General features: G+C 52.4%; 19 protein-coding genes. 8 read left to right on the top strand and 11 right to left on the bottom strand.

Annotation, left to right across the window (positions count from 1 at the left end):
- Window positions 1-43: 43 nt before the first annotated feature.
- From D4L85_RS23945 to D4L85_RS23935, 3 genes are all read right to left on the bottom strand, one after another.
- Complete coding sequence (locus tag D4L85_RS23945; protein ID WP_119756688.1) at window positions 44-1,693, bottom strand: carboxylesterase/lipase family protein; 1,650 nt, start codon at window positions 1,691-1,693, stop codon at window positions 44-46.
- A gap of 338 nt (window positions 1,694-2,031) precedes the next feature.
- On the bottom strand, window positions 2,032-2,646 hold the full coding sequence (locus D4L85_RS23940; RefSeq protein ID WP_119756687.1) for a cupin domain-containing protein: 615 nt from the start codon (window positions 2,644-2,646) through the stop codon (window positions 2,032-2,034).
- A gap of 89 nt (window positions 2,647-2,735) precedes the next feature.
- Window positions 2,736-3,440, bottom strand: coding sequence for a dioxygenase family protein (locus D4L85_RS23935; RefSeq protein ID WP_119756686.1), 705 nt, complete (start codon window positions 3,438-3,440; stop codon window positions 2,736-2,738).
- Between the two features lie 187 nt (window positions 3,441-3,627).
- Here D4L85_RS23935 and D4L85_RS23930 point away from each other — a divergent pair, with 187 nt between their 5' ends.
- Both D4L85_RS23930 and D4L85_RS23925 read left to right on the top strand, forming a co-directional pair.
- Window positions 3,628-4,704: a sensor histidine kinase gene (locus tag D4L85_RS23930; protein ID WP_119756685.1), complete on the top strand. Its 1,077-nt coding sequence runs from the start codon at window positions 3,628-3,630 to the stop codon at window positions 4,702-4,704.
- Window positions 4,701-5,396: a LytR/AlgR family response regulator transcription factor gene (locus D4L85_RS23925; RefSeq protein ID WP_119756684.1), complete on the top strand. Its 696-nt coding sequence runs from the start codon at window positions 4,701-4,703 to the stop codon at window positions 5,394-5,396. Before D4L85_RS23930 ends, D4L85_RS23925 begins: the two co-directional genes overlap by 4 nt.
- A 59-nt stretch (window positions 5,397-5,455) precedes the next feature.
- Here D4L85_RS23925 and D4L85_RS23920 read toward each other — a convergent pair whose 3' ends face one another.
- Genes D4L85_RS23920 through D4L85_RS23910 form a run of 3 tightly spaced genes read right to left on the bottom strand, consistent with a single transcriptional unit; the run spans window position 5,456 to window position 7,836 of the window.
- The gene (locus D4L85_RS23920) at window positions 5,456-6,583 is read right to left on the bottom strand and encodes a hypothetical protein (protein WP_119756683.1); all 1,128 of its coding nucleotides are present in this window, start codon (window positions 6,581-6,583) and stop codon (window positions 5,456-5,458) included.
- On the bottom strand, window positions 6,583-7,209 hold the full coding sequence (locus D4L85_RS23915; protein ID WP_119756682.1) for an ABC transporter ATP-binding protein: 627 nt from the start codon (window positions 7,207-7,209) through the stop codon (window positions 6,583-6,585). The genes D4L85_RS23920 and D4L85_RS23915 overlap by 1 nt, the downstream gene beginning before the upstream one ends.
- Window positions 7,210-7,263: 54 nt before the next feature.
- Window positions 7,264-7,836: a dihydrofolate reductase family protein gene (locus D4L85_RS23910; protein WP_119756681.1), complete on the bottom strand. Its 573-nt coding sequence runs from the start codon at window positions 7,834-7,836 to the stop codon at window positions 7,264-7,266.
- A gap of 245 nt (window positions 7,837-8,081) precedes the next feature.
- Between D4L85_RS23910 and D4L85_RS23905 the strand changes: the two genes are divergently transcribed.
- Window positions 8,082-9,935, top strand: a complete 1,854-nt coding sequence (locus tag D4L85_RS23905; RefSeq protein ID WP_160143958.1) for a CPBP family glutamic-type intramembrane protease — start codon at window positions 8,082-8,084, stop codon at window positions 9,933-9,935.
- A 440-nt stretch (window positions 9,936-10,375) separates the two neighbouring features.
- On the opposite strand, the gene D4L85_RS23900 is transcribed toward D4L85_RS23905, so the two are convergent.
- Window positions 10,376-12,979: a GH116 family glycosyl-hydrolase gene (locus D4L85_RS23900; RefSeq protein WP_160143957.1), complete on the bottom strand. Its 2,604-nt coding sequence runs from the start codon at window positions 12,977-12,979 to the stop codon at window positions 10,376-10,378.
- Between the two features lie 171 nt (window positions 12,980-13,150).
- Between D4L85_RS23900 and D4L85_RS34520 the strand changes: the two genes are divergently transcribed.
- Window positions 13,151-13,312, top strand: a complete 162-nt coding sequence (locus D4L85_RS34520; RefSeq protein ID WP_160143956.1) for a hypothetical protein — start codon at window positions 13,151-13,153, stop codon at window positions 13,310-13,312.
- 183 nt (window positions 13,313-13,495) lie between these two features.
- A complete protein-coding gene (locus D4L85_RS23895; RefSeq protein ID WP_119756678.1) occupies window positions 13,496-13,858 on the top strand; it encodes a DUF1987 domain-containing protein in 363 nt (120 codons plus the stop codon).
- A 69-nt stretch (window positions 13,859-13,927) separates the two neighbouring features.
- Here D4L85_RS23895 and D4L85_RS23890 read toward each other — a convergent pair whose 3' ends face one another.
- Complete coding sequence (locus D4L85_RS23890; protein WP_119758915.1) at window positions 13,928-16,069, bottom strand: M3 family metallopeptidase; 2,142 nt, start codon at window positions 16,067-16,069, stop codon at window positions 13,928-13,930.
- Window positions 16,070-16,365: 296 nt separating this feature from the next.
- Here D4L85_RS23890 and D4L85_RS23885 point away from each other — a divergent pair, with 296 nt between their 5' ends.
- Window positions 16,366-17,103 carry an SDR family oxidoreductase gene (locus D4L85_RS23885; protein WP_119756677.1) on the top strand — a complete coding sequence of 246 codons (738 nt, stop codon included), beginning with the start codon at window positions 16,366-16,368 and terminating at the stop codon, window positions 17,101-17,103.
- A gap of 672 nt (window positions 17,104-17,775) precedes the next feature.
- Here D4L85_RS23885 and D4L85_RS23880 read toward each other — a convergent pair.
- Together D4L85_RS23880 and D4L85_RS23875 are read right to left on the bottom strand one after the other, a co-directional pair.
- A complete protein-coding gene (locus D4L85_RS23880) occupies window positions 17,776-18,795 on the bottom strand; it encodes a cytochrome d ubiquinol oxidase subunit II (protein ID WP_119756676.1) in 1,020 nt (339 codons plus the stop codon).
- Entirely contained in the window at window positions 18,792-20,117 is a 1,326-nt protein-coding gene (locus D4L85_RS23875; protein ID WP_119756675.1) for a cytochrome ubiquinol oxidase subunit I, read from the bottom strand. Before D4L85_RS23875 ends, D4L85_RS23880 begins: the two co-directional genes overlap by 4 nt.
- A 314-nt stretch (window positions 20,118-20,431) precedes the next feature.
- Here D4L85_RS23875 and D4L85_RS23870 point away from each other — a divergent pair, with 314 nt between their 5' ends.
- Together D4L85_RS23870 and D4L85_RS23865 are read left to right on the top strand one after the other, a co-directional pair.
- Entirely contained in the window at window positions 20,432-21,547 is a 1,116-nt protein-coding gene (locus D4L85_RS23870; RefSeq protein WP_119756674.1) for a sensor histidine kinase, read from the top strand.
- A 215-nt stretch (window positions 21,548-21,762) separates the two neighbouring features.
- On the top strand, window positions 21,763-22,158 hold the full coding sequence (locus D4L85_RS23865) for a response regulator (protein WP_119756673.1): 396 nt from the start codon (window positions 21,763-21,765) through the stop codon (window positions 22,156-22,158).
- Here D4L85_RS23865 and D4L85_RS23860 read toward each other — a convergent pair whose 3' ends face one another.
- Window positions 22,159-23,403, bottom strand: coding sequence for an ATP-binding protein (locus D4L85_RS23860; RefSeq protein ID WP_119756672.1), 1,245 nt, complete (start codon window positions 23,401-23,403; stop codon window positions 22,159-22,161).
- Window position 23,404 lies beyond the last annotated feature (1 nt).

Genomic DNA, 23,404 nt, shown 5'->3' with positions numbered 1-23,404 from the left:
TAGTACACTGTAAACTATTTTATAATGACGCACGATCGTACAATTAAAGGGTTCTGTCCGGAGTGATGGCCAGGAACTCTTTATCGTGGTGGTATTTCTCCACGCATTGATTGTCGAAGATCATGGTCGCGCCGTTTGCCGGCGTGTAGGGTTGCCACGTAGGAAGTCCCTTGTGATTGGGGTTTCCGTTGCGCGCAAAATTGATCCAGGCCTGGCTCACTTTTTCGGCCAAGGCATGGGCATCTTTTCCACCCCCGGTCATTTCCTCGCAGCGCGCAATGTTGTCGAACACAAAGGGGATCTCCATACAATGCACGGCTTTGTAAAAGCCTTCCATGACGGGCGACTGCCACGCGAACAGGTACATGTATACCGGGCCTGAAGCGGCGGCTACTTTGAGGTCGGCCATTCGCACAGCGGTTCTCCGGAACATGTCGTCCACATCTAACAGGTCGGTAGGACGTGTGTCGGCGGGATATGCTTTTTTCACGGCGGCAAGGTAGGCTTCGGTTTTGTCGCCGTATAGTTTTTGCAAGTGGGCCTTCACATCGGCCAGGGAGCCGCCACGCAGGTTGGGCATGAACAACGACGTCATGACTTCATTTTTGACGGAGCCGATCAGCAAGGGAACGCCTGCGGCGATGGACTTCGCTTGTGCATCGGCAGGTTGGTAGGGCAGGTAGTTGCCGTCGTGAACGGGTCCGAAGCTTATGCCAAAAAAGCCCACATCTTTTCCTTCTGCCCTCAGTTCGGCGTTGATCTTGGCATACGCTTTCTTGCCCGCCGCTCCCAGCACGGCGTAAGGCAACTTCAACAACGAATCAACTTGCGTGGGTTGTAATTTCAATTCAGCAAGCACCGCTTTGGTGACACGCGAACTGATTTCTTTTTCCGTGAACCTCAACCCGAGGCCGCAGCTTTGGATGATGGCCTTGTGATACAATCCTTTGGCCGCGGGAGCATTCATGAGCGTGCTCACTTTTCCTCCCCCACCCGACTGCCCAAAGATGGTAACGTTGTTAGGGTCGCCACCAAAGTTGGCAATGTTGGCTTTCACCCATTCCAGCGCCGCCACCAGGTCCATGATGCCCACGTTAGGCGACGATTTGTATTTGTCACCATAGGCCGACAGGTCCAGGAAGCCCAGGATATTTAAACGATGATTTACCGAAACCACCACGACATCACCTTTTCTGGCCAGGTTCTCACCATCATAAGAAGGCAGCTCTTGCGACGAGCCCGCGGTGTGCCCGCCACCATGAAGCCATACCATGACCGGTCTCTTCTTCGTGTCGTTGGCCGAAGCAATGCCAGGACTCCACACGTTCACGCGCTGACAGTCTTCGTTGGGATAACCCCAGTCGTGGTGGAAGACAAACTCAGATTCGTCCATGACCGACGTTGTGGGGTCCATGAGGGGGCAAACCGGTCCGTAGGCGAGTGAGCTGCGGATGCCTTCCCAGGCCTTGGGTTTGGAGGGTGGCATGAAGCGCTCAGCTTGCGCGTAGGGTATTCCTTTATAGGTATAAATGCCGTTGTGGATGTAGCCCCGCACCTTACCGGACTCGGTTTGGGTCACCGCCACGTCATTTCCGGTGACGAGCGGCAGGCCGGAAGTCGCTTTCTGTGCAAAGGTGAGGATGGACGCAAATTGGAGGAGCAGTGCTGTAAAAGCCAGTACGGGTAGTTTCATAGGGGATGGGGCTAGAGGTCAATAAAATTTTCTTTGTGTCAATATTACACAAAGCTTTTTGAATTCCAAATGAAAAAGGGACGGTCGCCTTCAGGTGTAACCAGCGTGTGTGGTCACGGCTAAAGCCCGGGCAAAGGATTACTTTTTGACCGGGCTTAAAGGCCTAGTCTAGCACACATCTTTCGAAGCGTGAACGGGCATAATAAAATGAATAACCCCCGGACTTTAGTCCGGGGCACATAAGCCATATCCAATCAAGGGCTTTAGCCCTGACTGCATTCGACTCTTCCAAGAAGTAAAATCACCAGGGGTGTGAAATTTGAGATGCGGGGTGTTGACTACACTTCCAGGATCAATAGGATCGCGCCGTCGGAAAGGGATTCGAAGTCGGCTTCGGTGACGGCATTTAAGGCAAGGCCATCGCGGTGCAGGAGCAGGCGTTCTGTGAATTCGAAAGCACCTTCCAGGACAAAGGCAAAAAGACGGGTGTTGCCTTCGCTTGTTTTGAAGGTGGCGTCCGCGCGGCCCGTGAATTTGCCGATGTGGGCTTTGATTTGAGGTGAGGCAAACAGCGTGTGCAGGGTGTTGGTCGTGGTGAGGTCAAACGGCAGCGTAACGGGCAGCTGATCATTTAATTCGGGCAGCGCGATCCACGCCGATATAAAATCTACGGCCCCGGTTTCATAGGGGTTGTTGATGGTGAGCACCGAACCTTTGCGCCCATTTATCCAAGCCGTTTCGCCGGCTTCTACGAATTGCGTGCCCCCTCCCATCTCGAAGTTGATGCCTCCGGCGACAGGCAGTAAAAGCACGAGATGATCATCGGTCAACGAATACGTGATGCTGGCTCCCGGCATCAAGGTTTCGTCATTGAATACCCGCAGCGCGCCAAACGGCTGACGATGCGCCAATTGATAGGTTGCAAAATTAAAAGAATGGAAGCTGCGGTGCACTTGCGTTTGAGTACACCCCCTCTTTTCCGCCAAATAAATCATCGCCTCCAGCTCCATATTCTTTTTCTCTTTAGTCGTTGACTATTTTGTTATGCGCTAACCACAATCGTATGGGTCAATGCAAAGCCATCGGCTACGCTTCCGGTCACGGTGGACATTTCGTTTGCGATCGAATCGCTAAATACGTTGTCGCTTGCGTTGGAAGTATCTTGCGTACCTTTCGTGTAGAAGTTGGTGGCCGTCGTGTAGACGGTATTGCAGACGTCTGTGGGAAAAGCAATTTGAGTTACAAGCAGCGATTTACCAGTGGAGTCGTAGATGTGCGCATGGATGTGGGGTGCACGCCCGCTGTACCAGCCGGGGAAGATCGTCTTGAACGCCACCACGCCGTCGCTATTGGTAGACTGCCGGCCGCGCAAGAAGTGAACGGATTGGTAATCGACACTCTGCATGCCCGATCCACCATATTCAGAATAATAACCATCCTTGTCGCAATGCCAAATGTCGACGATGGCGTCAGCCAGGGCGGCGCAGCTGTTGTTGCTGTTCTGGATGGTAATGGTCACCGTCATCTCGATGCCCGTGCGGTCGGAACGAATGTCGACCATCACCAGGTCGGCCGGTGTCTTTGTGGGGAACGGACCCGCGGTTTCCGACGGCGACACGGTGCAGGTTCCGCTGGTCGTGGTGGTGTCGGTTGCCGGTGTGGGGTCGTCATCCTTTCCGCAGGCCACAACCAGGGGCACCATGAGACTACCAAAACCCAACCGCTTAATAAATTCCTTCCTTTGCATAGAGCGTTATTTGTTAATTTGTGATGATTGATATGGCAAAGTAACGGGACATAACCCGCGCCAAATGCAGTCCGGAGCAACTTTGCGACGAACAGCGCAGATGTGACGAAGAACACCGTGCGGAAACGGATGCGGGAGTGATAGTTTTACAGCGTAATCAATCCGTTATCAAAGCCATGTAAGGTCTATGACAAAAAAATATATCACGATCGTTTGGCATGTTTTGGGGTGCCTGGCGTTTCTCATCATCCCCCTCTTCCTCTCGCCACGCCCTCCCGGCATGCCCCTGTTGTCGCCGGCCACGATGCGCGATTTCCTGGCCGACGGGCTCATGCTGATCATCTTTTACCTGAACTTTTACCTGCTGATCCCAAAAATTTACTTTCGCGGAAAAACATTTTGGTATGGGGTGCTCATTTTGCTGGGGTTTCTCATCATCACGCTGCTGCCCTCGCTCATGACCGGTTACGTTCCGTGGGATCCGCCACAACACATGCAGCGCGGCATGCGTGGCCCGATAGATACCCACACGATTTCGGCCGTACCGGCTGCCTTACCGCCCATGCGCAGCGACGCCTCCTTTCTCACGCAAGTGAAACACAACATCTTTCTATACATTGCGGTGATCCTGTTCTCGATCCTCCTCCGGGTGAGAATGAAACTGTTCGACACGGAGGTCCTGAAATTCAAGGCAGAGATGTCCACCTTGCGGAACCAGATCAACCCGCATTTTCTTTTCAACACGCTGAACAACATCTATGCATTGGCCATTCGCGAGAAATCGCCCACCACGGCGTCGACCATCCTAAAGCTGTCGGGAATGATGCGCTATGTGGTCACGGAAACACGCCATGAGTTTGTGCCGCTGGAGCGGGAAATCAATTACACGAATGACTATATTGACTTGCAGAAACTACGCCTCACGAAAAACATGAACCTGTCGTATCGCGTAACGGGAGTGATCCGCGATCAGGAAGTCGCACCGCTGGTGCTGATGCCATTCATTGAAAATGCATTCAAGCACGGCGTGAATCCCGATCAGGATTCGTTTATAAACATTCACATCGACGTGAACGACAACTTTGTGGAATTGAACGTAGAAAATCAAAAGCTGAAGATCGACCACGAACAACACGCGAAAAGCGGTGTGGGCATCGAGAATACCCGCGCCCGGCTGGAGTCGTTGTACGGCCGGAACTACACGCTGGCCGTTCACGAAGATCCGCTCCACTATCGCATCAAACTAACCCTCCGTTTCACATGATATCCGCCATTGCCATCGATGATGAACCCCTCGCGTTGGAGATCCTGGAAAGCTTCTGCGAACAAGTTGATTTTCTAAAACTCGAAAAAACATTCACCCAAACCGCGGAAGCGCGCAAACACCTGGAGAGTTATCCCGTCGACCTGTTGTTCCTCGACATCAACATGCCCGCTGTTTCGGGCATCGAATTTTACAAAGGCCTGCCGCAACAAACGATGGTGATCTTCACCACGGCCCATGCGCAATATGCGGTGGAAGGCTTCGAACTGAGCGCTGTGGACTATCTGCTCAAACCCTATTCGCTGGAGCGCTTCACGGCGGCCGTAACGAAGGCGCGCGACTATTTCAATTATTTGCACCAGCAACCCTCGGCGATAGAGAAACATGTGTTTGTCCGGTCGGAGTATAACCTGGTGAAGATCGCCCTGGCGGAGATTGGCTATGTGGAAGGGTTCGCGGATTATCTGAAGATCAACCTGGACAACGGGAAGACTATCCTCAGCCGGATGACGATGAAGGGGATCGCTTCAAAATTGCCGGCGAAGGAGTTTATCAGGGTGCATCGGTCTTTTATTGTGCCGCTTTCAAAGATCGAATCCGTGCGGAATAAGATCATTTTGTTAAAGGGCGGGAAGGAAATTCCGATTGGTGTGAGTTACGAAGATGATTTTATGAAGGTCTTTGGGAATTAATGATAAGGAGGAAATGCATCGTTGACCCGCCTCCCCTTCGCTAAAGCTTCGGCGCGTATTCAGGGGGTCTGTTTGTAATAGTATTTTTGGAAGACGATCCACGAGGTTGCCAGTGTGACGATCACAAGCGGACAGAGTAGTTTTAAGACAATGGCGGCAAAGGAGAGGATGAAGAAATAGAAAACCGCGTAGATGAATTTTTTCATGTCGAGGGCGGTGCGATAGAGGATGCTGCGGACCAGGAGGCCGGCGCTCACATGAAAAAGTAGGAGTCCCCAGGCCAGCCCGGCTTCGAAGCGGGTGAATAGCCACAAGATCTCAGGCAAGGTGAGCAACGCATAGGTCAATCCCCAACTGACGTATACCTGGATCTTGCGATAAGGAAAATTAAGCGAAAAGCGCAAGGCCGTATGTTCAAAGCGATACGATTGATAGAGCAGCAACGCATGCGCCATCACCATGCCCAACGTAACCATCCCTGCTGCACGCGTATCCTCGCGAACGTCGGTAAGAATGTGAAACCCTCCGATAATGGCCAGTGCCGACAACAGTTTGGTGACCACAAAGGCCACCTTCAACTTGTCCATCACGGCATACAGAAACAAACTAAAGAACGGTTTATCCCACCCCCGCACCAACCCGCTTAGCCACGATCCCTTCTGCGACCGGATCCGCCGGTTGATGACATATGCATACAACCCCGCGCTAACGCCCGAAAGCAATACGATGTAAAGAACGATGATGACAGGAACCAGGTAGTAGTGATACACCGCTCCCACCACGATTGAAAATAGTGCATAGACAATCATCGGCACCGAGATCAGCAGCTGCACCACAAACCAACTCCCCGCCTGCCCGCGCCGGGGCATCGCCGTGCTGCTGTAGTACAAGAATTCGTTCGCTGGTGTTGTCATTTGGCCCAACACATAGTCCCAGCTTTTCACCGTGTAGAAGAACCACGCCACAAAAACGACGATCACCATCAGCGGCGAACTCAGGAGCGTCAGTACCAGGATCAGATTGTTGAGAATGCGGTCTGCCGGGGTGAGGTGGGTTTCGTTGAGCACATTGATGAAGAATCCATACGTAAGCAACGTCACAAAGAAAAACAACAGCAGACCGGCATGCACGCGGTAGAAGCCTTTGACAAATATTTTTGTCAACACACGGGTAAGGGGCGAAACCATCAGGCGTTTGGTGTAACAGTTTGGTTCTCCACGATCAGGGTATCGGTCAACACGGTTTCGAGCGGTTGATGTGACGACAGGAAGAAGCTTACGTTCTCGTCGCGGTGCTTTTCTTCGATCCAGCGATACAACACCTGCAAAGATGCGGTGTCCATCGTGATCAGCGGCTCATCCAGCAGGATCACGTCGGGCTTGCCCAGAAAAGCCAGGGCGAGGGAAAGTTTTTTCAGCATGCCGCTGGAATAGGTTGAGAGCGGCTCGTCCACATAGGCGTTCATGTGCATGCTGTCGACGAGATAGTCTTGCTGCTGGGAAGGGGCACGTTTGGCCGAAGCAAAGAGACGCATCATTTCTTTGCCGGTCAAAAATTCAGGAAACACGGGTTCTGCTTCCGCGAAATTCACCCTCCGCCGGTATTCGATCGGATCTTTTTTCAGACTGATCTTCCCTCCCAACACGATCTCCCCATCGAAATCCAATATTCCCGCAGCGGCTTTCAACAACGTGCTCTTACCCGAACCGTTGGCACCCTTGATCCAAAAAACGCCGGGCTTGATCGCGAGTTCGTCAATGCTCAGCACGGTGAACCTTCCATAGGCCTTCCTGAAATTCCTGATCTGCAACATAGCCCAGTATGTCGCCGTCCGGCAAATAGAATTACAAACTTTCTTGAATCGGAATTACCCCTGGCGCTTCCGCTCATAATGCAAACTCACCACCTCGGCAAAGGTCTTCGTCCCCACCAGGTGAAGCGGCGTCCGGTCTTTTATTTTATCGAACAACGGTATACCCTGCCCCAACAACACCGGGTTTACAAAGGGCCAATAGTCGTCGATGAGGTCGAGCGCCATGAGGGTATGACACGCCCGGGGACTGCCGAAGATGAGAATGTCGCCGGTGGCATTTTGTTTTATTTTGCTGATTTCCTCCAACACATTGTCGCCCACAAATTTTGTGCGCTCGCGCTTTTCGTTTTTCATAGAACGCGACAACACCACCTTCGTTACCCGGTTGTACCACTGCGAATGTTCGATGTCGTGTTTCGAGGCATTGGGCTGATCGCCAGCCGTGGGCCAATAGCCGTCCATCATTTGATAGGTGACGCGGCCATAGAGCGCCGTGTTAGCGCGATCGGTGAGCTTGCCCACGAAGTCGAACATCCCGGGACTGAGGTTGATCCAGTCCATTTCGCCTTTGGGACCGGCCACAAAACCGTCGAGGGTGGTGTGCATGCAGAGGATGATCTTGCTCATGGAGGTGTCTTTTGTCTTTCAAAAGTATTGATTTCAGATTGGGGATGCATGCTTTTCGCAAAGAATACCGCGCTTTCGGTGATCCGGTTTCGCACGTCATCCTTCATCCATACTCCATCCACATTCAAACGCTGCCTTCCGCCATGTTAGATTATCCGCCGAAAGAAAGAATTTGGGCGGGTAATTTTTATTTATTTAGACCCGTTTTCCCGAGGCTAAACTTCGACCCAATAACCCCGATGTCTTTGAAACATCTTCTTTTCTTCGTCCTCACGGCAATCGCTTGTCGTTACGCCGCAGCACAATCTTCCAATTTCACCGTCGACCACACACAACACCTGGAACGCCTGGGCAATGCCAAGGATTCGTTGTATCAAAACATCCTGGACCAATACAAAGATTTTATCTGGCGCTACCCCAAAGACCCACACGCCCGCGTGGAACGCTGCCGGTTCATTCAAACGGCCTACTATGACGACTACGAAGAATACAACCCCAACGCGGAAGCCGCCGAAGCGTGCGCCCGCGAACTGCTGAACGTTTTCGTAAAAGAACCGGAAGTACTCCTCTATCCCTCCGAATTTTTATATGGCGACACCGCCATCGCTTATCTCAAAACCCTGACCCGGGAGATCGACAGCAACCCTGCGCTGTGGAAGAACGATAGCTGGAAGGTGTACAATCAACTGGCCGAACAATATGACAACACCGACGGCCATCGCGATGCGCTGTTCTATGCCGCCCGCGCCATGGCCAGCAACGACACACTCGATCTCTCGTTGCTGCAAGCGCGTGCCTACAAAGGCATCAAACAAATCGACAGCGCCGTGGCCGTGCTGGCCAACCACCTGGACTCTACAGACATGGGATGGATCCTGAATCAAAAAGGCCGCATGCTCCTGGACCTCGGCGCACCCGCCCGTGCCATCGAAGCGTTCCGCCTTGCCGCCCGCGACACCTCGACACACCAGGACCTTGCCGCCCTCGCCCAAGCCATGATCGACAACGGCCTGCACGACGAAGCCCGTGCCTACCTGCTGCAGGACTACAAACAAAACCAGTGGAAAACCACAGAACGCGCCCAGAAACTACTGGAATACGACCTCTCCCACGGCTCCGCCGATTCGGCAGCCTTCTCCTACAAACGCTTCGTCGCCGACCAATTCATGAACGATCCGCTGGGCGTTTACCGGCTTGAGCTTTTTATCCGGTCACCGGGTGCAGGATGGTCCCTGGCCGACGCCGGACGCATCCTCCTACTCTTCGGCACGATCGCCCTGGTGTTCATCATCCCTTACGTGTGGGTTCTGCCCATCCATTACATCGGCGCCATCCGCAGGGCACGCGGCAAACTCGCGCCCGAAACATCGTTCCACTGGGGCCTGCGACATTTCTGGGTAGCCTGCTCAATGTTACTATTGTGCGACCTGCTGTCTATCCTCCTCTTCGACTACTCCGGCTTCCTCAGCAACTTCAGCGAAGAGATCGTATCCCAACACACCAGCCCGATCAACAAAGCTTCCGCCGACATGATGCTGTTTTTCAGTACGATCTCGTTTATCTACACCGTCGCACTCATCGACCCGGAAGACATCCGGATGTTCTTTTCGCGCGTGCGCTATAACCTTGGCCTCATCCGCCGCCAGGTTGGGCTGGGCATAGCACTGGCTTTCCTGCTGCGCATCGGCCTCGTGTTCTATCAAACCATTTTGGGCGCCTTCAGCATAAGCCTCAACGAAGAAGCTTCGACCGTGATGGCCTCCGTGGTAGATAACATCGTCTCGATAAACCGGTTCTACAATCCCGTGCTGGGCTTTATGTTTGTCGTGTTGTTAGTGCCCTTCTACGAAGAAGTGCTGTTTCGCGGCATCTTCCTTTCTTCCTGCCAACGCAACATCCCTTTCATCTGGGCCAACATCGCACAGTCGCTCACCTTCGCCATCCTGCACCAAAAACTAATGCTCATCCCCTTCTACTTTGCCTTCGGCATGGTGGCCGGACATTTCGCGAGGAAAACACAAAGTCTCACAGCAGGGGTAGCGTTGCATGTGACGAATAATCTTTTGGCGTTTTTGGCGATATTGTATCTGCAGCGGTAGAGTTCAGGAGCCAGGAGCCAGTAGCCAGAAAATCAGTTTAGAGAATATTAGAACGCGCGGTGGAGATGGGCTGCGCAAGATCTGTGATTGCGAACGTAAAAAATAAAAGCACGAAATGCGTTTGCTGCGGATGTCTAAAGTCTGACATTCCAATTCCCTATGGGGAGCTATCTAACAGAAGGTAGATGTGTTTAAAAGATTGAGAACACAAAATCTGTGGAGCTTGCCGTCAAAACAAAAGTGCAAAGACGCTGTCCCTATAGGTTCGGACTCCCAATTATTTCCTGATAGAGTTATCGATCAAGGTCAGAGGGCCGATGATGGATCGACCGTACAAAATTCGCAAATCCTGACGATCGAAATAGAAGCACAAACAGCATTTCCCCCTAAAATTCTGGCTCCTGGCTCCTGGATTCTGGCTCCTGAATTCCCCCTCCTTATTATTTCTGCACAAGATTTAACGTTTGCTCCCCCCCTTCACTTAACACCACCATTTTCTTCAAAGTCGCTTCCGCCCCTTTGGTAGCAACAGTTTTCAATTTGAGCGTGCCCCCATGGACCTCGATCTTCACTTGGGTCGTGTTGTTCTCATGCGCTACGTGCGCCATTCCCCAGCTGTAACCGTTGGACCAGAAGTAGTTTCCCGGGGTTGATGTGATGGTGAATTTTGCCGTCGGGGCGGAGTAGTGAAATTCGCTGAGGGCTACGATGGCCGACCAACTCGCCATCGCGCGGGCGTAGTGATTGCCGCATTCTTCTTCGTTGAAAGGGTTTCGTTTAATGCCGTTGAAGCGGTCGCGCACGTCGGTGATGGTGCTGAGCGCTTCTTCGCGCATGCCTTCATAGAGCATGCCGGTGGCGGCCGTGTACTCCAACCCAGTCCAGGCCTCTGACCAATACGACAACGGGATGGCCGGACGCTTGGAGGGATCGGGATAGGCCGTTAACATGAGACCGGCCTCGTTGCCCAGGGCATAGGAGCGCATGTTGTTGAAGTGGTCGCCAAACGTTTTCACGTAATTATAGCGACGGATGCTTTGGAGCGTTTTCTTCACGTGCTCGGGGTTCGCCAGGTATCCCAGGTCGCAGATGTGGGCCATGTTCTGCCCGACCAATTGATCCACCAGGCAGCCTTCACCAATCTGAAAATCCGGGTCCTTCAGATCCTTCGAGCCCATACCGATGAGCAAACCCGGCGCAATAGCCTCTTTGCTGGCCACGGGCTGGATCTGGTGGATATAGAATTCGCCGTTGAATAAGTGAGCATCGGTCCATTGACTGCCGCGAACAAAAAGCTGTTTGCAGGTGGTTTCAAATTCTTTGTCCTTCACGTAGTTTGCCATTGCCCCAGCGGCCTTGAGGGCGCCGAGATACCAGAACTCGATCTCGGGGTTTGGGCCGTAGTATTCAATGTCCATCGTGTTGTGTTGGCAGCCTTCCATCACCCCGTCTTTGTCGGCATCCCATCCGCCTTTGATCCATGCGAAGGCCAGTGCTTTCTTCACGCCCGGATAGACCTTCTTCAAAAACGCATCGTCGCCCGAAAGCTGCCATTCGCGGTACACTTTCATGACCGTGCCCATCTGTCCGTCGGCCGCGGCCGCCTTCCAACTCTTGTTCTTTTCCAACGGCAGGGATACACGGAAGCTCATGAGCCCCGTGTCGTCCCACAAACCATAGGTATATTCCACTTCGCGCATTTTTTTCGCAAGCTCGCCAAACAGGAAAGGCGTAGCGTGCTCATAGTTCCAAACGTGTGTACAATTACCATAACACGAACCCGTGGACGCAAAAGCGCCTTCCCAACCAAAGAAATTTCCATCGCGCGTGCGAAAGGCCGTCTGCGAGCGAAGGGTGCTCGTGTTGAAAAGGGCGGCCTCTTTCACCACGTCGGGGTAGTCGCTTTGCAGGAACAGCGTCACAAACTCCAACGTCTTTCGCTCCAGGTCGGGCAAAGCCGTGAGCGTTTTCTCGGCAACATCCCAGGCGTCGGCATAACGCGTGGTGTAATAATTGCCCACCGTTTGTTTGTCGTTCCAGTCTTTTCGGTTGGGGAAATGCCACGTCAAGAAAAACTGCACTTCCTTCGTTTCGTTTGGTCCCAGCGACAATTTCACCGCCAGTCCTGCGCGCGGACTGTCTTCCTGCTCGTCGAATGTGATGTCTTTGAAAACGCCATCGTCGGCGAAATCCATCCACATGTCGTTCATGTTGGCGTTCCATCCCTTGGGGTTGAAGGCCGTACGATAGCTGATGCGATAGTTCTTGTCCATCTCAGACGTGGTGAGCGCCATGGTGCCCCACGTGCTCGCGTCTTTGTCCACGCTGTCGGAGGTCATGTAGATGCCGGCGAGGCGATCCGTCTTCCGGAAGGCATTCCGGTTATCCTTTGCTCCCTGCGGCACGATGGCGCGATTAAACGAATTGAATTCTACTTTGAATCCATCCATGCCGATAAAATTGTCGAGCGAGCCGGCCACGGCCACGGTCAGGGGTTCACTGGTCTTGTTGGTCAGCGCATAGCGAATGACAGCCACGGGAATGCCACTGGCATCGGCATCCGCCGGGATAAACGGATTGAATACTTTGACTTTGGCAGAAACGGGCATTTCAGGATCCTCCAGGTTCACCACCGCGAACGGATAGGCTGCATCGAACGTGGCCGACGCGAACCGGGGGAAACCGTGGTTGGGGGCTGTGCTGCCTTCAGAACCCGCGTATTCGTATGGTGGGATCGGCCCCACCAAGGCCCGCGACTCTTTTTTGCCATCAGGATCTTCGGTGTACACCATGAAGAGCGGCGCTTGTTTGGGAGTGGTTGAGCCGTAAAAACCAATGCCGGGCTTATTCATCATTTCCACATCCTTCCACTGGCCATTACCCCCAATGGAAATGTTGCCTGTCCCAATACCGCCCACCGGCATGGCGATGCGGTCGGTCGCTTCCTTTTCATAATGTTTTAACACCGGCCACGATGATTTCTGGGCCTGGGCCACCGGCGCGAGCAGTGCGCTCCACAACAAAACGACGAAATACTTCTTCATGGTTGTAGTTTTAGGGTTGTTAAAAGAGCATTGACCACCCCACAAAACCCAGCATAGAAACCTGACGTCGAGCATTACAGCGATGCGCTGAACGTTTAAAGCACATTCAAACAGGTGGTTAAAGGAAAGCTACTAAATCACTTCTTCAATCGCCACCGAAAAATGCAAAAAATGACCAGAACAAACATCCCCGATACGCATCGCAACATGATCCCGCATTCGAACGAATGTGCCAAAATAGAAACATGGCGCCACATTCGTGGCCTGGTTTTCCTCGGATTAAAAAAAATCCAGCGCATTCATTACATCGTTTCTCCAAACCCGGCATTCTAAATACCTTTGTTACCGTAGAAAGAAATTTGACCACCGGTTATTTAGAGTGGCCACACCGTTGCGCTACATTCCAGACAGAAATAGATTTGCACCGCAAAATTTCTTTGACGATCCATAAAAGACCACCTCGTTAACAAGAATTGAAGTAGTAAGAAAATAAAGGCCGGCATTAACTGGAGCAATATGGAAATCCTCACGATGGAAAGCAGCGACGACACACCACAAGTGATCCTCAACAAAGACAAAAACATCTTTGAGATCTCCGGCCGCTGTCTCCCGGAAGACGCCGTATCTTTTTTCAATCCCATCATGGATTGGGTCAAACGCTACGCCCAATCGCCCAATCCGACCACAGACTTCCACATCAAACTCGACTACTTCAACACCGCCTCCTCCAAACTACTCCTCGACCTCCTCACCGCCCTCAAATCCATCCCCGCCATCCGCGTCATCTGGCACTCCTACGCAGACGACGAAGAAGTCCAAGAAGCCGGCGCCGAATTCTCCGAACAAGTAGACATTCCCTTCGAATTCCGCGAACGTTAGTCCATCCCAAGCCATAAAAAAAGAAGGCAAGGCGATGGCGCCTTGCCTTCTTGCTTTTTTCTCGTTGTACTATTTCGGTTTAGCAAACCCTCTCACTTCCATGAGGGCGTTGATCTTGGGATCGCGGCCGCGGAATTGTTTGTAGCCTTCGGCGGGATCGATCGTGTTGCCAACGGAGAGGACGTGCTGTTTGTAGCGGTCGCTTACCGTTTTGTCGTAGGGGCCGCCGGCTTCGGTGAAGGCGGTGAAGGCGTCGGCGGAGATGACGTCGGACCAGAGGTAGCTGTAGTAGCCTGCGGAGTAGCCGTCGTCGGCGAAAATGTGGAGGAATTGAGGGGTGCGGTGACGCATGACGATCTCGGCGGGCATGCCCAGGGCGGTGAGGGTTTCGCGTTCGTATTGGTCGGGATCAATTTTCTTGTCGCCTTCCAGGTGGAGCTTCATGTCGATGAGGGCGCTGGCCAGGTACTCGACCGTGGTGAATCCGGAGTTGAAGCTTTTGGTTTTCCTGATTTTATCCACCAGTTCCTTGGGGATGGGTTTGCCGGTTTGATAGTGGAGCGCAAAGGTGTTCAGCACTTCCGGCGTGAGGAACCAGCGCTCGTTCAGCTGCGAAGGAAATTCCACATAGTCACTGGCGACGTTGGGAGACTGTAGCGATGGATACGTTACATCAGAGGAGAGTCCGTGCAGTGCATGTCCAAATTCATGGAATAACGTCGTAGCATCATCCAGCGAAATAAGGACGGGTTCTCCTGGTTTGCCTTTGATGAAGTTGCTGTTGTTGGATACCATGGGCAACATGCCGCCGTCGAGTTTGTGTTGGTTGCGGTAGGTGTTCATCCAGGCACCCGAGCGCTTGCCGGGGCGTGCATAGGGATCGAAATACCAAACGCCAACGGTGCGGCCACTGGTCTTGTCCTTCACTTCCCAAACTTTTACGTCGGGGTGATATACCGGCACACTGTCGAGCGGGGTGAAGGTAAATCCGAAGAGTTCACCGGCAGCCCAGAACATGCCCTCGCGCATTTTGTCAAGCTGCATGTAGGGCTTCACTTCGTTTTGATCGAGGTCATAGCGTTGCTTTCTTACTTTCTCGGCATAGAAGCGATAGTCCCACGGGGCGATCTTGATGTTGGCTCCCTCCTTTTGTGCGATCGCCTGCATGTCGGCCACTTCTACTTTTACGCGGGCGACGGCGGGTTTCCACACTTCTTCCATGAGCTCCATCGCACGCTCGGGTGTCTTGGCCATTTTGTTGTCCAACATCAAATGAGCATGTGTTTTAAAGCCCAAAAGTTTAGCGCGTTCGGCGCGCAGTTGCAGGATGTCGGTGATGATGGCGTTGTTGTCGTTGGCGTTGCCATTGTCGCCGCGGTTGATGAACATGCGCCATACTTTTTCGCGCAGCTCGCGGTTGGTGGAGAACGTCAGGAACGGATCCACCGACGAGCGCGTGTTGGAGATCAGCCAGACGTTTTCCTGTTTCTTATCCGCAGCGGTGGCGGCAGCACCGTCGATGAGGCTTTGCGGCAGACCGGCCAGGTCTTCTTTTTTGCTGATGGTCACATATTGGTCGTTCTCGTCAGCCAACACGTGCTGGCTGAATTTGGTGAAGAGTGCGGCGAGCTTCTGGTTGATGTCGGACAAGCGTTGTTTTGCCGTGGAGTCAAGCTGGGCGCCGGAATGAACAAAGTTGGTATAGTACAGCCAGGTGAGCCGTTGTTGCTCTGGTGTCAGGCTTTTGAGGGCCTCCGATTCATAGACCGTCTTGATGCGGGCAAAGAGTTTTCCATTCTGGATGATCTGGTCGTTGAACGCGGCCAGCCTGGGGGTGAGTTCACTTTCGATCTTCTGGAAGGAGCTGTCGTTCATGTTGTTTGCCCAAATGTTGAGAAACGTCTGTAAGCGGCTGAAGGGCTTGCCGGCTTGTTCCAGGGCCAGGATGGTGTTGTCGAAATCCGGAGCGGCGGTTTGGGCGGTGATCTTGTCGATGTCGGCCAGGTTGGCGGCGGTGGCCGCTTCAAAGGCCGGTATAAAATGCTTGTGTTCCACCTTGTCGAACGGCGGCAGTCCGCCATAGGGTCCCTCCCATGCCTTCAGGAGGGGATTATCGTCGGATGCAACAGGTGTTTCTTTTTGGGGCTTACTGCATGAAAAAAGCGTCGCTGCAAACAACAGCAACAAGGAAATCCGGTAATGGTGTCTCATATCATTGGTCGGGTTTAACAAGGTCCCAAAGTAATACAAGTTCCCCGAAAACACCACGGTGGACGTAACATTAGCATAACAGGACGCCCCGGAGGTTAAGCGGCTGCCGTTGAACATCTCCGGTCGAAATAAAACCCTCGCGTTAGAAAATAAATCGTGCCGGCGTAAACTAATTTCGGGGAAGCCGTGTAATAGAAAATATACCGTTTGGTATTTTTTTATAAAAAAAAGGCCGCTTTCGCGGAAACAAAGACCACGATAATCAAACAAACAGGAATCATCAATCAACCCAAACCATGAAAACAACAAAGAACACCATCCTGATCACCGGTGGCACCGCGGGTATCGGACTGGAGATCGCAAAACATTTCGCCGCCAAAGGAAACCAGGTGATCGTTACCGGCAGGGACGAAGCGCGCCTGAAGAAAGCGCTCGCACAAATTCCCGGCGCCCAAGGTATCGTGTCCGACGTATCGAACGGCAAGGATGTAGAACAATTGGTAAAAAAGCTCTACGCCGAATTTCCCTCCCTCAACATCGTCGTCAACAACGCCGGGCGGGCCTACCTGTCGGACCTCGCCGAAGGACAGGGGACTTTTGAAAAAGCCGGCGATGAAATGCTGACCAACTATCTCTCCATCATTCGCCTGAACGAAGCCCTGTTGCCCCTGCTGAAAGAACAACAAGAAGCGGCGGTGGTGAACGTATCGTCCATTGTTGCGCTCACCCCAAACCATCGCACCGCCACCTACGGCGCCAGCAAAGCCGCACTCCACTCCTACACCCAATCGCTGCGCATCGCGTTGGCGAAGAACTCGGCCGTGAAAGTCTTTGAACTGATGCCCCCCCTCGTAAACACAGACTTCTCCCAGGAAATCGGCGGCGAACGCGGAATTCCCCCGGCTGCCGTGGCAACGGATCTGATACACGCCATAGAAAATAACACATATGAAGTGCACGTCGGTCAAACCGCCTACATTTATGATCTAAGCCGCAGCGCCCCTGCAGAAGCTTTGCTGGCGATGAATCCTTAAGGGATCATTGTTTAGGTTGGGAATCGTTTTTGTACTGGGATGGCTCACATGGAAAGAAGATACCGGATTCCATTCTCGAGTGATGGCAATGCTGGATGTCAATTTGGAGAGCTGCCATTGGTTTAATCACTCTGAGCAGTAGTGCAATCTATACGAGTCAAAAACTATCGATATATAAAAAGCTTGTTTCAAGAGTGCGGCTTTTTCTCATGCCAGGATCGGAAGCAAATTCCAATGGACAGTTACTTTGTCACTCACGGTAGGAAATGCCCGTAGGGCATACCCATCATAACCCCGGGTGAAACCCGGGGCTAGCAAATAAACCGTAATCAACCCCGGAGGGGCTTCCCTTTTCGTGGGATCGATGTTCAGTGACTTCCGTCCTCTTGGTGTTTCGCGCTTTAAACGTGTATCACGCCGTGGGTAACCCTTACAGGGTTGAAATGAAGGCGTTGGTTACTCCCAGTTTCACTGGGGGTTATGATGGGGAAGCCCTACGGGCTTGTGAGAACCCGGGGCGTCGTAAAATAGGTTTACCATGACCAGGCGTGGAACTGGGCAAACGTTACTTGAATAAGGCTTTACTGACTGCCTCCGTTGTTAAAGCTTTCAACTCAATTTAGCAACATAACCATGGAGTAACGCTCCACACACTCACCCATCTCAGTCCCCTCACTCCTCAAAATGCCGCATCCTTTTGATCTGGAAACTGTAGTACAGATAAAACAACGCCGGCAAAATAAACAAACTTCCCACCAACAACGCCCAACCCAACGCGACCTGGGTTTTCTCCGGCGCCTCGTATTCATAGAGAGACAAGCTTTCACCATTGGCCATGATAATGATGTTCGGAAAATGCGCGTAGCTGATCGCCAGCAAAATCATCGTCACCTGGAACGATACCAGCAGCCGCAGCGCAAGCCTTCTTTTTCGTCTTATCAATGCCCACAAAGCGATCAGCGACACCGTGGCGGCCGATACGGCCAGCAGCCCTACCGCGTCTTTGAACACCCATTTCATCAGGGGCACGTTGTCGATCTCGGCGGCCACAAACACCAGCACACCACAGGCGATGGCGATGAGGTTTGCATTTCGTGCTTTGCGAATGAATTCCCTGCGGTCGCGGTCGTCTTCTGCTTCGCCGATGAGGTATACAGCGGCGAGGAAGCCGCATAGGGCTACCGTGAAGAAGCCCACGGAGAGGGAAAACCAATTGAGCCAGCCATAGACGTATGCGGTCAGAAAATCCTTGGCATCGGGTTGGATTTGGCCGGACACTGTGCTGCCGGCGATGATGCCCAGGAAAAGGGGCGTGATAAAACTCGACCACACAAAAACGCGGTTATACAGCTCCTGCATCTCGTCGCGCACGGCATCGTAATGCCGGAACACAAACGCCGTTCCGCGCGCGGTGATGCCCAGCAACATGATCAACATCGGGATGTGCAGGTAGATGGACAACTGGGTATAGATTACCGGAAATCCCACGAATAAAATAACGATGGCGATGATCAGCCACATATGGTTAGCCTCCCATATGGGCCCGATGGCGTGATACAACGTGCGCCGGGTGCGGCCAACATGTTGGGGCGATGTAAACAATTCAATAATGCCGGCGCCAAAATCGGCGCCACCCAATACAAAATACAGGAGTATCGAGAGCCAAAGAAACGTTATCACCACGTAGCTCATACCGGCTTGGTTGAAGGTTGAACATCATACAAGCGCGGCACCATCTGGATCTGGCGTTTCAACAGGAATACAATGACGAGACTGAGCGAGATGTACACGGCCGTGAACAAATAGAAGGTCCATGCGATGCCAGGCATGGGGGTGACGGCGTCTTTGGTGCGCATGATCCCTTGAAGGATCCAGGGTTGGCGGCCCACTTCCGTTACGGTCCATCCTGCTTCAACGGCCACAAAACCCAACGGGGTGGCCAGGGCAAAAAGCGTGAGAAACCACTTTTTTTGAAACCATTCGCGCTTGCGGAATGCGATGAGTAACGTGAGGGCGAGCAGCACCATGAAACCACCGATGCCTACCATGATCTGAAAAGCGTAGTGTACCACGGGCACCGGGGGTTGATCGGCTTCGGGGATCTTGTCGAGACCGGCCACTTCGGCGTCGAAGCTGCCGTAGGTCATGAAGCTGAGCATGCCGGGCAGCTCGATGGCGAAGTCGACCGTTTTTGTTTTCGGATTGGGGATGCCTCCGATGATGAGCGGTGCCGATCGCTGCGTGTGATAGTGCGCCTCCATCGCCGCCAGCTTGGCGGGTTGCCGGGTGGCTACATCTTTTGCAGAAAGGTCGCCGCTGAGGGGCTGCAACAACGCTGCTATGCCGCCAAATGTCGCGGCGATCTTAAATGCGTGCAGGTGAAAGGCAATGTTGCGTTGCCGCAGGATCATGAGGGCATGTACACCCGCCACAGCAAATCCGGTAGCAGCTATGGCGGCCAAGGTCATGTGCAGGGCTTGGGTGAACCATGCGTCGTTGAACATGGCTTTGATGGGATCGATGTTGAGGTATTGACCATCGACATAATCGAACCCCGTTGGACTATTCATCCAGGCATTTGCCGATACCACGAGAATACCGGAAGCTAACCCGCTAACGCCCACAACCACGCCCGTGAACCAGTGGAACCACTTGTTGAATCGACCCCAACCATACAGAAAAAATCCCAGGAAGATGGCTTCAACGAAGAAGGCCGTGCCTTCCAGCGAGAAGGGCATGCCAAAAATTGGTCCGGCGTGCTCCATGAATACAGGCCACAGCAACCCCAGTTCAAACGATAGCATCGTACCCGAAACGGCGCCGGTGGCAAAAAAGATCGCGACGCCTTTGCTCCAGGCTTTCGTGATGTTCTCGTAGATCTCGTTGCCGGTAGTGATCCATTTGTAGTGGGCCACCGCCATGAAGAAGGGCATGACCATGCCGATGCATGCATAAATAATATGGAACCCGAGCGACAAGGCCATTTGTAAACGCGCTGCGAGTAAGTCGTCCATAATGCACTTTAGTACACGAAAATACACCCGAATGGATACATTTTTTATAATTCTTTTCCACGAATAAAGAAAGCCACCGCTACCCGGAAATAACCGTCCAAAAGAATGGCATTGCGACGCCCCGATGAGATCTGTTTCGCCTGGAAAAGTTGGAAAAAAAAAGGGGCGTTTTTCGTCACGCTTTAGCTCGTTTTTACGCATTCTGTGGAAAGCCTTACTCATCCGTACCGGGGATTCCACAATTTCCAGTAGAAAAAAGGCCGTTATAAATTGGGAACAGAAATTGTTGCTGCTTTACCGCCTACAACTTTCTTATGGAAAAGAATCTAAGAATCCTTGTCCTCGAAGACATGGAGGATGATCTCGAGTTGATTGAATACATTTTAAGTGATGCCAACCTTGATTTTTCGACAAAGCGCGTCGACAACCGGGAAGAATTCATAGCCGCGCTGCAGACAGAACCGATAGACGTCATTCTCTCCGACCACTCTCTGCCCCAATTCAACTCGCAAGAAGCCCTGGCTATCTACCTGGAATCAGGTTTGAAAATTCCGTTCATCTTAGTAACGGGCGCCGTATCGGAAGAATTTGCCGTGAACACCTTAAAGCAAGGCGCCGACGACTACGTGTTGAAGTCCAACCTAACCCGGCTCCCGTCGGCCATCATAAACGCCGTGCGGCAACGTGAAGCGGAGGCGGCCAAAATGCTCGCCAACGATGCCATGCGCCGCCAGTACGAGGAATTGATGAAGATCAACAAGGAGCTGGACAGTTTTGTCTACAGCGTATCGCACAACCTGCGGGCACCATTGCGCTCCGTGTTGGGTTTGATCAATTTGGCCCGTATAGAAGACGAAAAACGCGGCAATTTTTTTAACGAATATTTCAGCATGATGGAAACCAGCATGAACAAGCTGGACGATACCCTCAAAGAGATCCTGGACTACTCCCGCAATGCGCGCCAGGACCTGACCATCGAAAAAATTGACATCCGTAAATTGGTGACCGACAACCTGGAGCGCATGCAGTACATGCCCGGCTCCCAGCGCATTGCGAAACAGATCGACGTGAAAGAAGACTACGCGTTGTTTTCGGATAAATACCGTCTTTCCGTGATCTTCAACAACATCATTTCCAACGCCATCAAATACTACGACGAACAGAAACCGCAGCCCTTTTTGCGCATTGCCATCACGGTGACCAAAGACAAGGCACACATGGAATTCGAAGACAACGGCATCGGTATTGATCCGGCCTACCTTTCAAAAGTATTCGATATGTTCTTCCGGGCCACGCACAACAATGACGGCGCCGGCTTGGGGTTGTATATTGTGCAGGAGGCGGTCGACAAGCTTAAAGGTACCGTGGTGATCAACTCTCAGATCCGGAAAGGCACAACCTTCGTTATCGAAATGCCCAATTTCTCCTAGCGGTTACCCGCCGGACATTCCCCGTATTCATCCTCGCATTCGCCGGTGGTGGAATGGTATTGTCCATCCTAAACCTGGTTCCGGTTTTCGAAAGCCGTTCAAAGAATAATTATAAGGCCTTTTCAGCGCGTAATTTGATTCTTGCATATCTTTAGACTTATAATTTTTTTCGGCTTGTTCACTGTCTTGTTTTCCGGATTCAACTCATTTGCTTCATGAGTCTTTACCGTACTATTCTCCTGGTCGATGACGACAAGGAAGACCAGGAAATTTTTAGGGACGCTATTGAGGAGGTCGACACTTCGGTCCATTGCCTTTGTGCCAATAATGGCGAAGAAGCACTTGTCCTGTTAGGTAACGACATCACCGCCCAACCCGATCTATTATTCATCGATCTGAATATGCCACGCCTGAACGGCAAGCAGGTTTTGCAAGAGATAAAAAAACAACCCCACCTCGACGGCATTCCCATCATCATGTACTCCACCTTTTTCGGGGAGGCCGATATCGCCGAGATCAAGGCCGCCGGCGCGGTTCACCATATGATCAAGCCTACAAAATTTGCAGACCTCTGCGCGTCGTTGGAAAAAATATTGGCGACACGTTGGTGATCAATCGACTTCCTCCGGTCGGATGGGAAGGGAAACGATAAAGGTAGAGCCTTCGTTTACTTTGCTGCGTGCGGAAATATAGCCGTTGTGCAGTTCGGCTATCTTTTTGCAGAGGGCCAGACCCACGCCCGTACCGGCGTAGTCACCGTTGTTGTGCAGCCGCCTGAACATGCCAAAGATCTCTTCCGCATACTTTTGGTCAAAGCCAATACCATTGTCCTCCACAAAAATGCGGCAATACCGGTTCACTAAATTCTTGTCGCGGTCGTTCACGCCCACGCTCACTTCCGAACGGATCCGGATGGTGGCTTCCGTATCCTTCCTGCGATACTTCAATGCATTGCTGATCAGGTTTTGGAACAAGGGCCGCATCAGGGTCGGGCTCACCATGAGCGGGGGCAGCGGCTCGATGGAGATCCGGGCCTTGGTTTCGTGCACTTCTTCTTCCATTTCGGCCAGCAAGTCTTTTAGCACCACGTTCAGGTCGCTGATGACAAAGGCGGACTTGTCGATGGAGATCTTTGAGAACGCCAGGATGTCGACGATGAGGGCCTGCATGCGTTCGGCTGCCTGCTGAATGCGGGTCACCATCTTGGCATCTTCGTGGAGCACGTCGCGGTATTTGCTGAACAACCGGTCGCTGAACATCCTGATCTTGCGCAAGGGCTCCTGCAAGTCGTGGGAAGCCATGAACGCAAACCGCTCCAGGTCCTTGTTGGCGGATTCCAGGTTGGCAATGTTTTCCAGCAGCTTGTGGTTGAGCTGCCGCACCTTTTCCTCGGAGACCTTGCGTTCGTTGATCTCGCGCTCCAGGTTACGGTTGATGGTGATGAGTTTCTGTTCCTGTTCGAACAACAATCGGTTTTTCCGGTACAGGTCGATGAGCACACCCACTTTGGCGCGCAACACATCCGGATTGATGGGCTTGAAAATATAGTCGATGGCCCCCGACTGGTAACCCTTGAACATGTTCTCGTCGCCGTAGTTGTTGGCGGTGATGAAGATGATGGGAATGTGTTTCAGCTTTTCGCGTTCGTAAATGAGCGCAGCCGTTTCAAAACCGTTCAGGTTGGGCATCTTCACGTCCATGAGGATCATGGCAAAATCAAACTCGCTCAACAGCACCTTCAGCGCCTGTCGTCCCGAGTTTGCTTTCACAAACTGATAGCCGCTGGGCGCCAAAATGGTTTCTATGGAGAGCAGGTTGTCTTCGCGATCGTCTACGAGCAATATCTTCGGTTGCATA

The organism is Chryseolinea soli (genome assembly GCF_003589925.1).
In the GTDB taxonomy this organism is placed as follows: domain Bacteria; phylum Bacteroidota; class Bacteroidia; order Cytophagales; family Cyclobacteriaceae; genus Chryseolinea; species Chryseolinea soli.
Note: the sequence above shows the minus strand (reverse complement) of the source record. Positions and strands in the feature narration are given on the sequence as shown.

Bases quoted from the DNA above. Each gene is read 5' to 3' on its own strand.
- D4L85_RS23875 (WP_119756675.1), bottom strand. From the start codon at position 20,117: ATGGACGACTTACTCGCAGCGCGTTTACAAATGGCCTTGTCGCTCGGG.
- D4L85_RS23920 (WP_119756683.1), bottom strand. From the start codon at position 6,583: ATGGTTTCGCCCCTTACCCGTGTGTTGACAAAAATATTTGTCAAAGGC.
- D4L85_RS23865 (WP_119756673.1), top strand. From the start codon at position 21,763: ATGAGTCTTTACCGTACTATTCTCCTGGTCGATGACGACAAGGAAGAC.
- D4L85_RS23915 (WP_119756682.1), bottom strand. From the start codon at position 7,209: ATGTTGCAGATCAGGAATTTCAGGAAGGCCTATGGAAGGTTCACCGTG.
- D4L85_RS23860 (WP_119756672.1), bottom strand. From the start codon at position 23,403: ATGCAACCGAAGATATTGCTCGTAGACGATCGCGAAGACAACCTGCTC.
- D4L85_RS23910 (WP_119756681.1), bottom strand. From the start codon at position 7,836: ATGAGCAAGATCATCCTCTGCATGCACACCACCCTCGACGGTTTTGTG.
- D4L85_RS23870 (WP_119756674.1), top strand. From the start codon at position 20,432: ATGGAAAAGAATCTAAGAATCCTTGTCCTCGAAGACATGGAGGATGAT.
- D4L85_RS23890 (WP_119758915.1), bottom strand. From the start codon at position 16,069: ATGAGACACCATTACCGGATTTCCTTGTTGCTGTTGTTTGCAGCGACG.
- D4L85_RS23880 (WP_119756676.1), bottom strand. From the start codon at position 18,795: ATGAGCTACGTGGTGATAACGTTTCTTTGGCTCTCGATACTCCTGTAT.
- D4L85_RS23900 (WP_160143957.1), bottom strand. From the start codon at position 12,979: ATGAAGAAGTATTTCGTCGTTTTGTTGTGGAGCGCACTGCTCGCGCCG.
- D4L85_RS23935 (WP_119756686.1), bottom strand. From the start codon at position 3,440: ATGCAAAGGAAGGAATTTATTAAGCGGTTGGGTTTTGGTAGTCTCATG.
- D4L85_RS23885 (WP_119756677.1), top strand. From the start codon at position 16,366: ATGAAAACAACAAAGAACACCATCCTGATCACCGGTGGCACCGCGGGT.
- D4L85_RS23930 (WP_119756685.1), top strand. From the start codon at position 3,628: ATGACAAAAAAATATATCACGATCGTTTGGCATGTTTTGGGGTGCCTG.
- D4L85_RS34520 (WP_160143956.1), top strand. From the start codon at position 13,151: ATGACCAGAACAAACATCCCCGATACGCATCGCAACATGATCCCGCAT.
- D4L85_RS23945 (WP_119756688.1), bottom strand. From the start codon at position 1,693: ATGAAACTACCCGTACTGGCTTTTACAGCACTGCTCCTCCAATTTGCG.
- D4L85_RS23925 (WP_119756684.1), top strand. From the start codon at position 4,701: ATGATATCCGCCATTGCCATCGATGATGAACCCCTCGCGTTGGAGATC.
- D4L85_RS23895 (WP_119756678.1), top strand. From the start codon at position 13,496: ATGGAAATCCTCACGATGGAAAGCAGCGACGACACACCACAAGTGATC.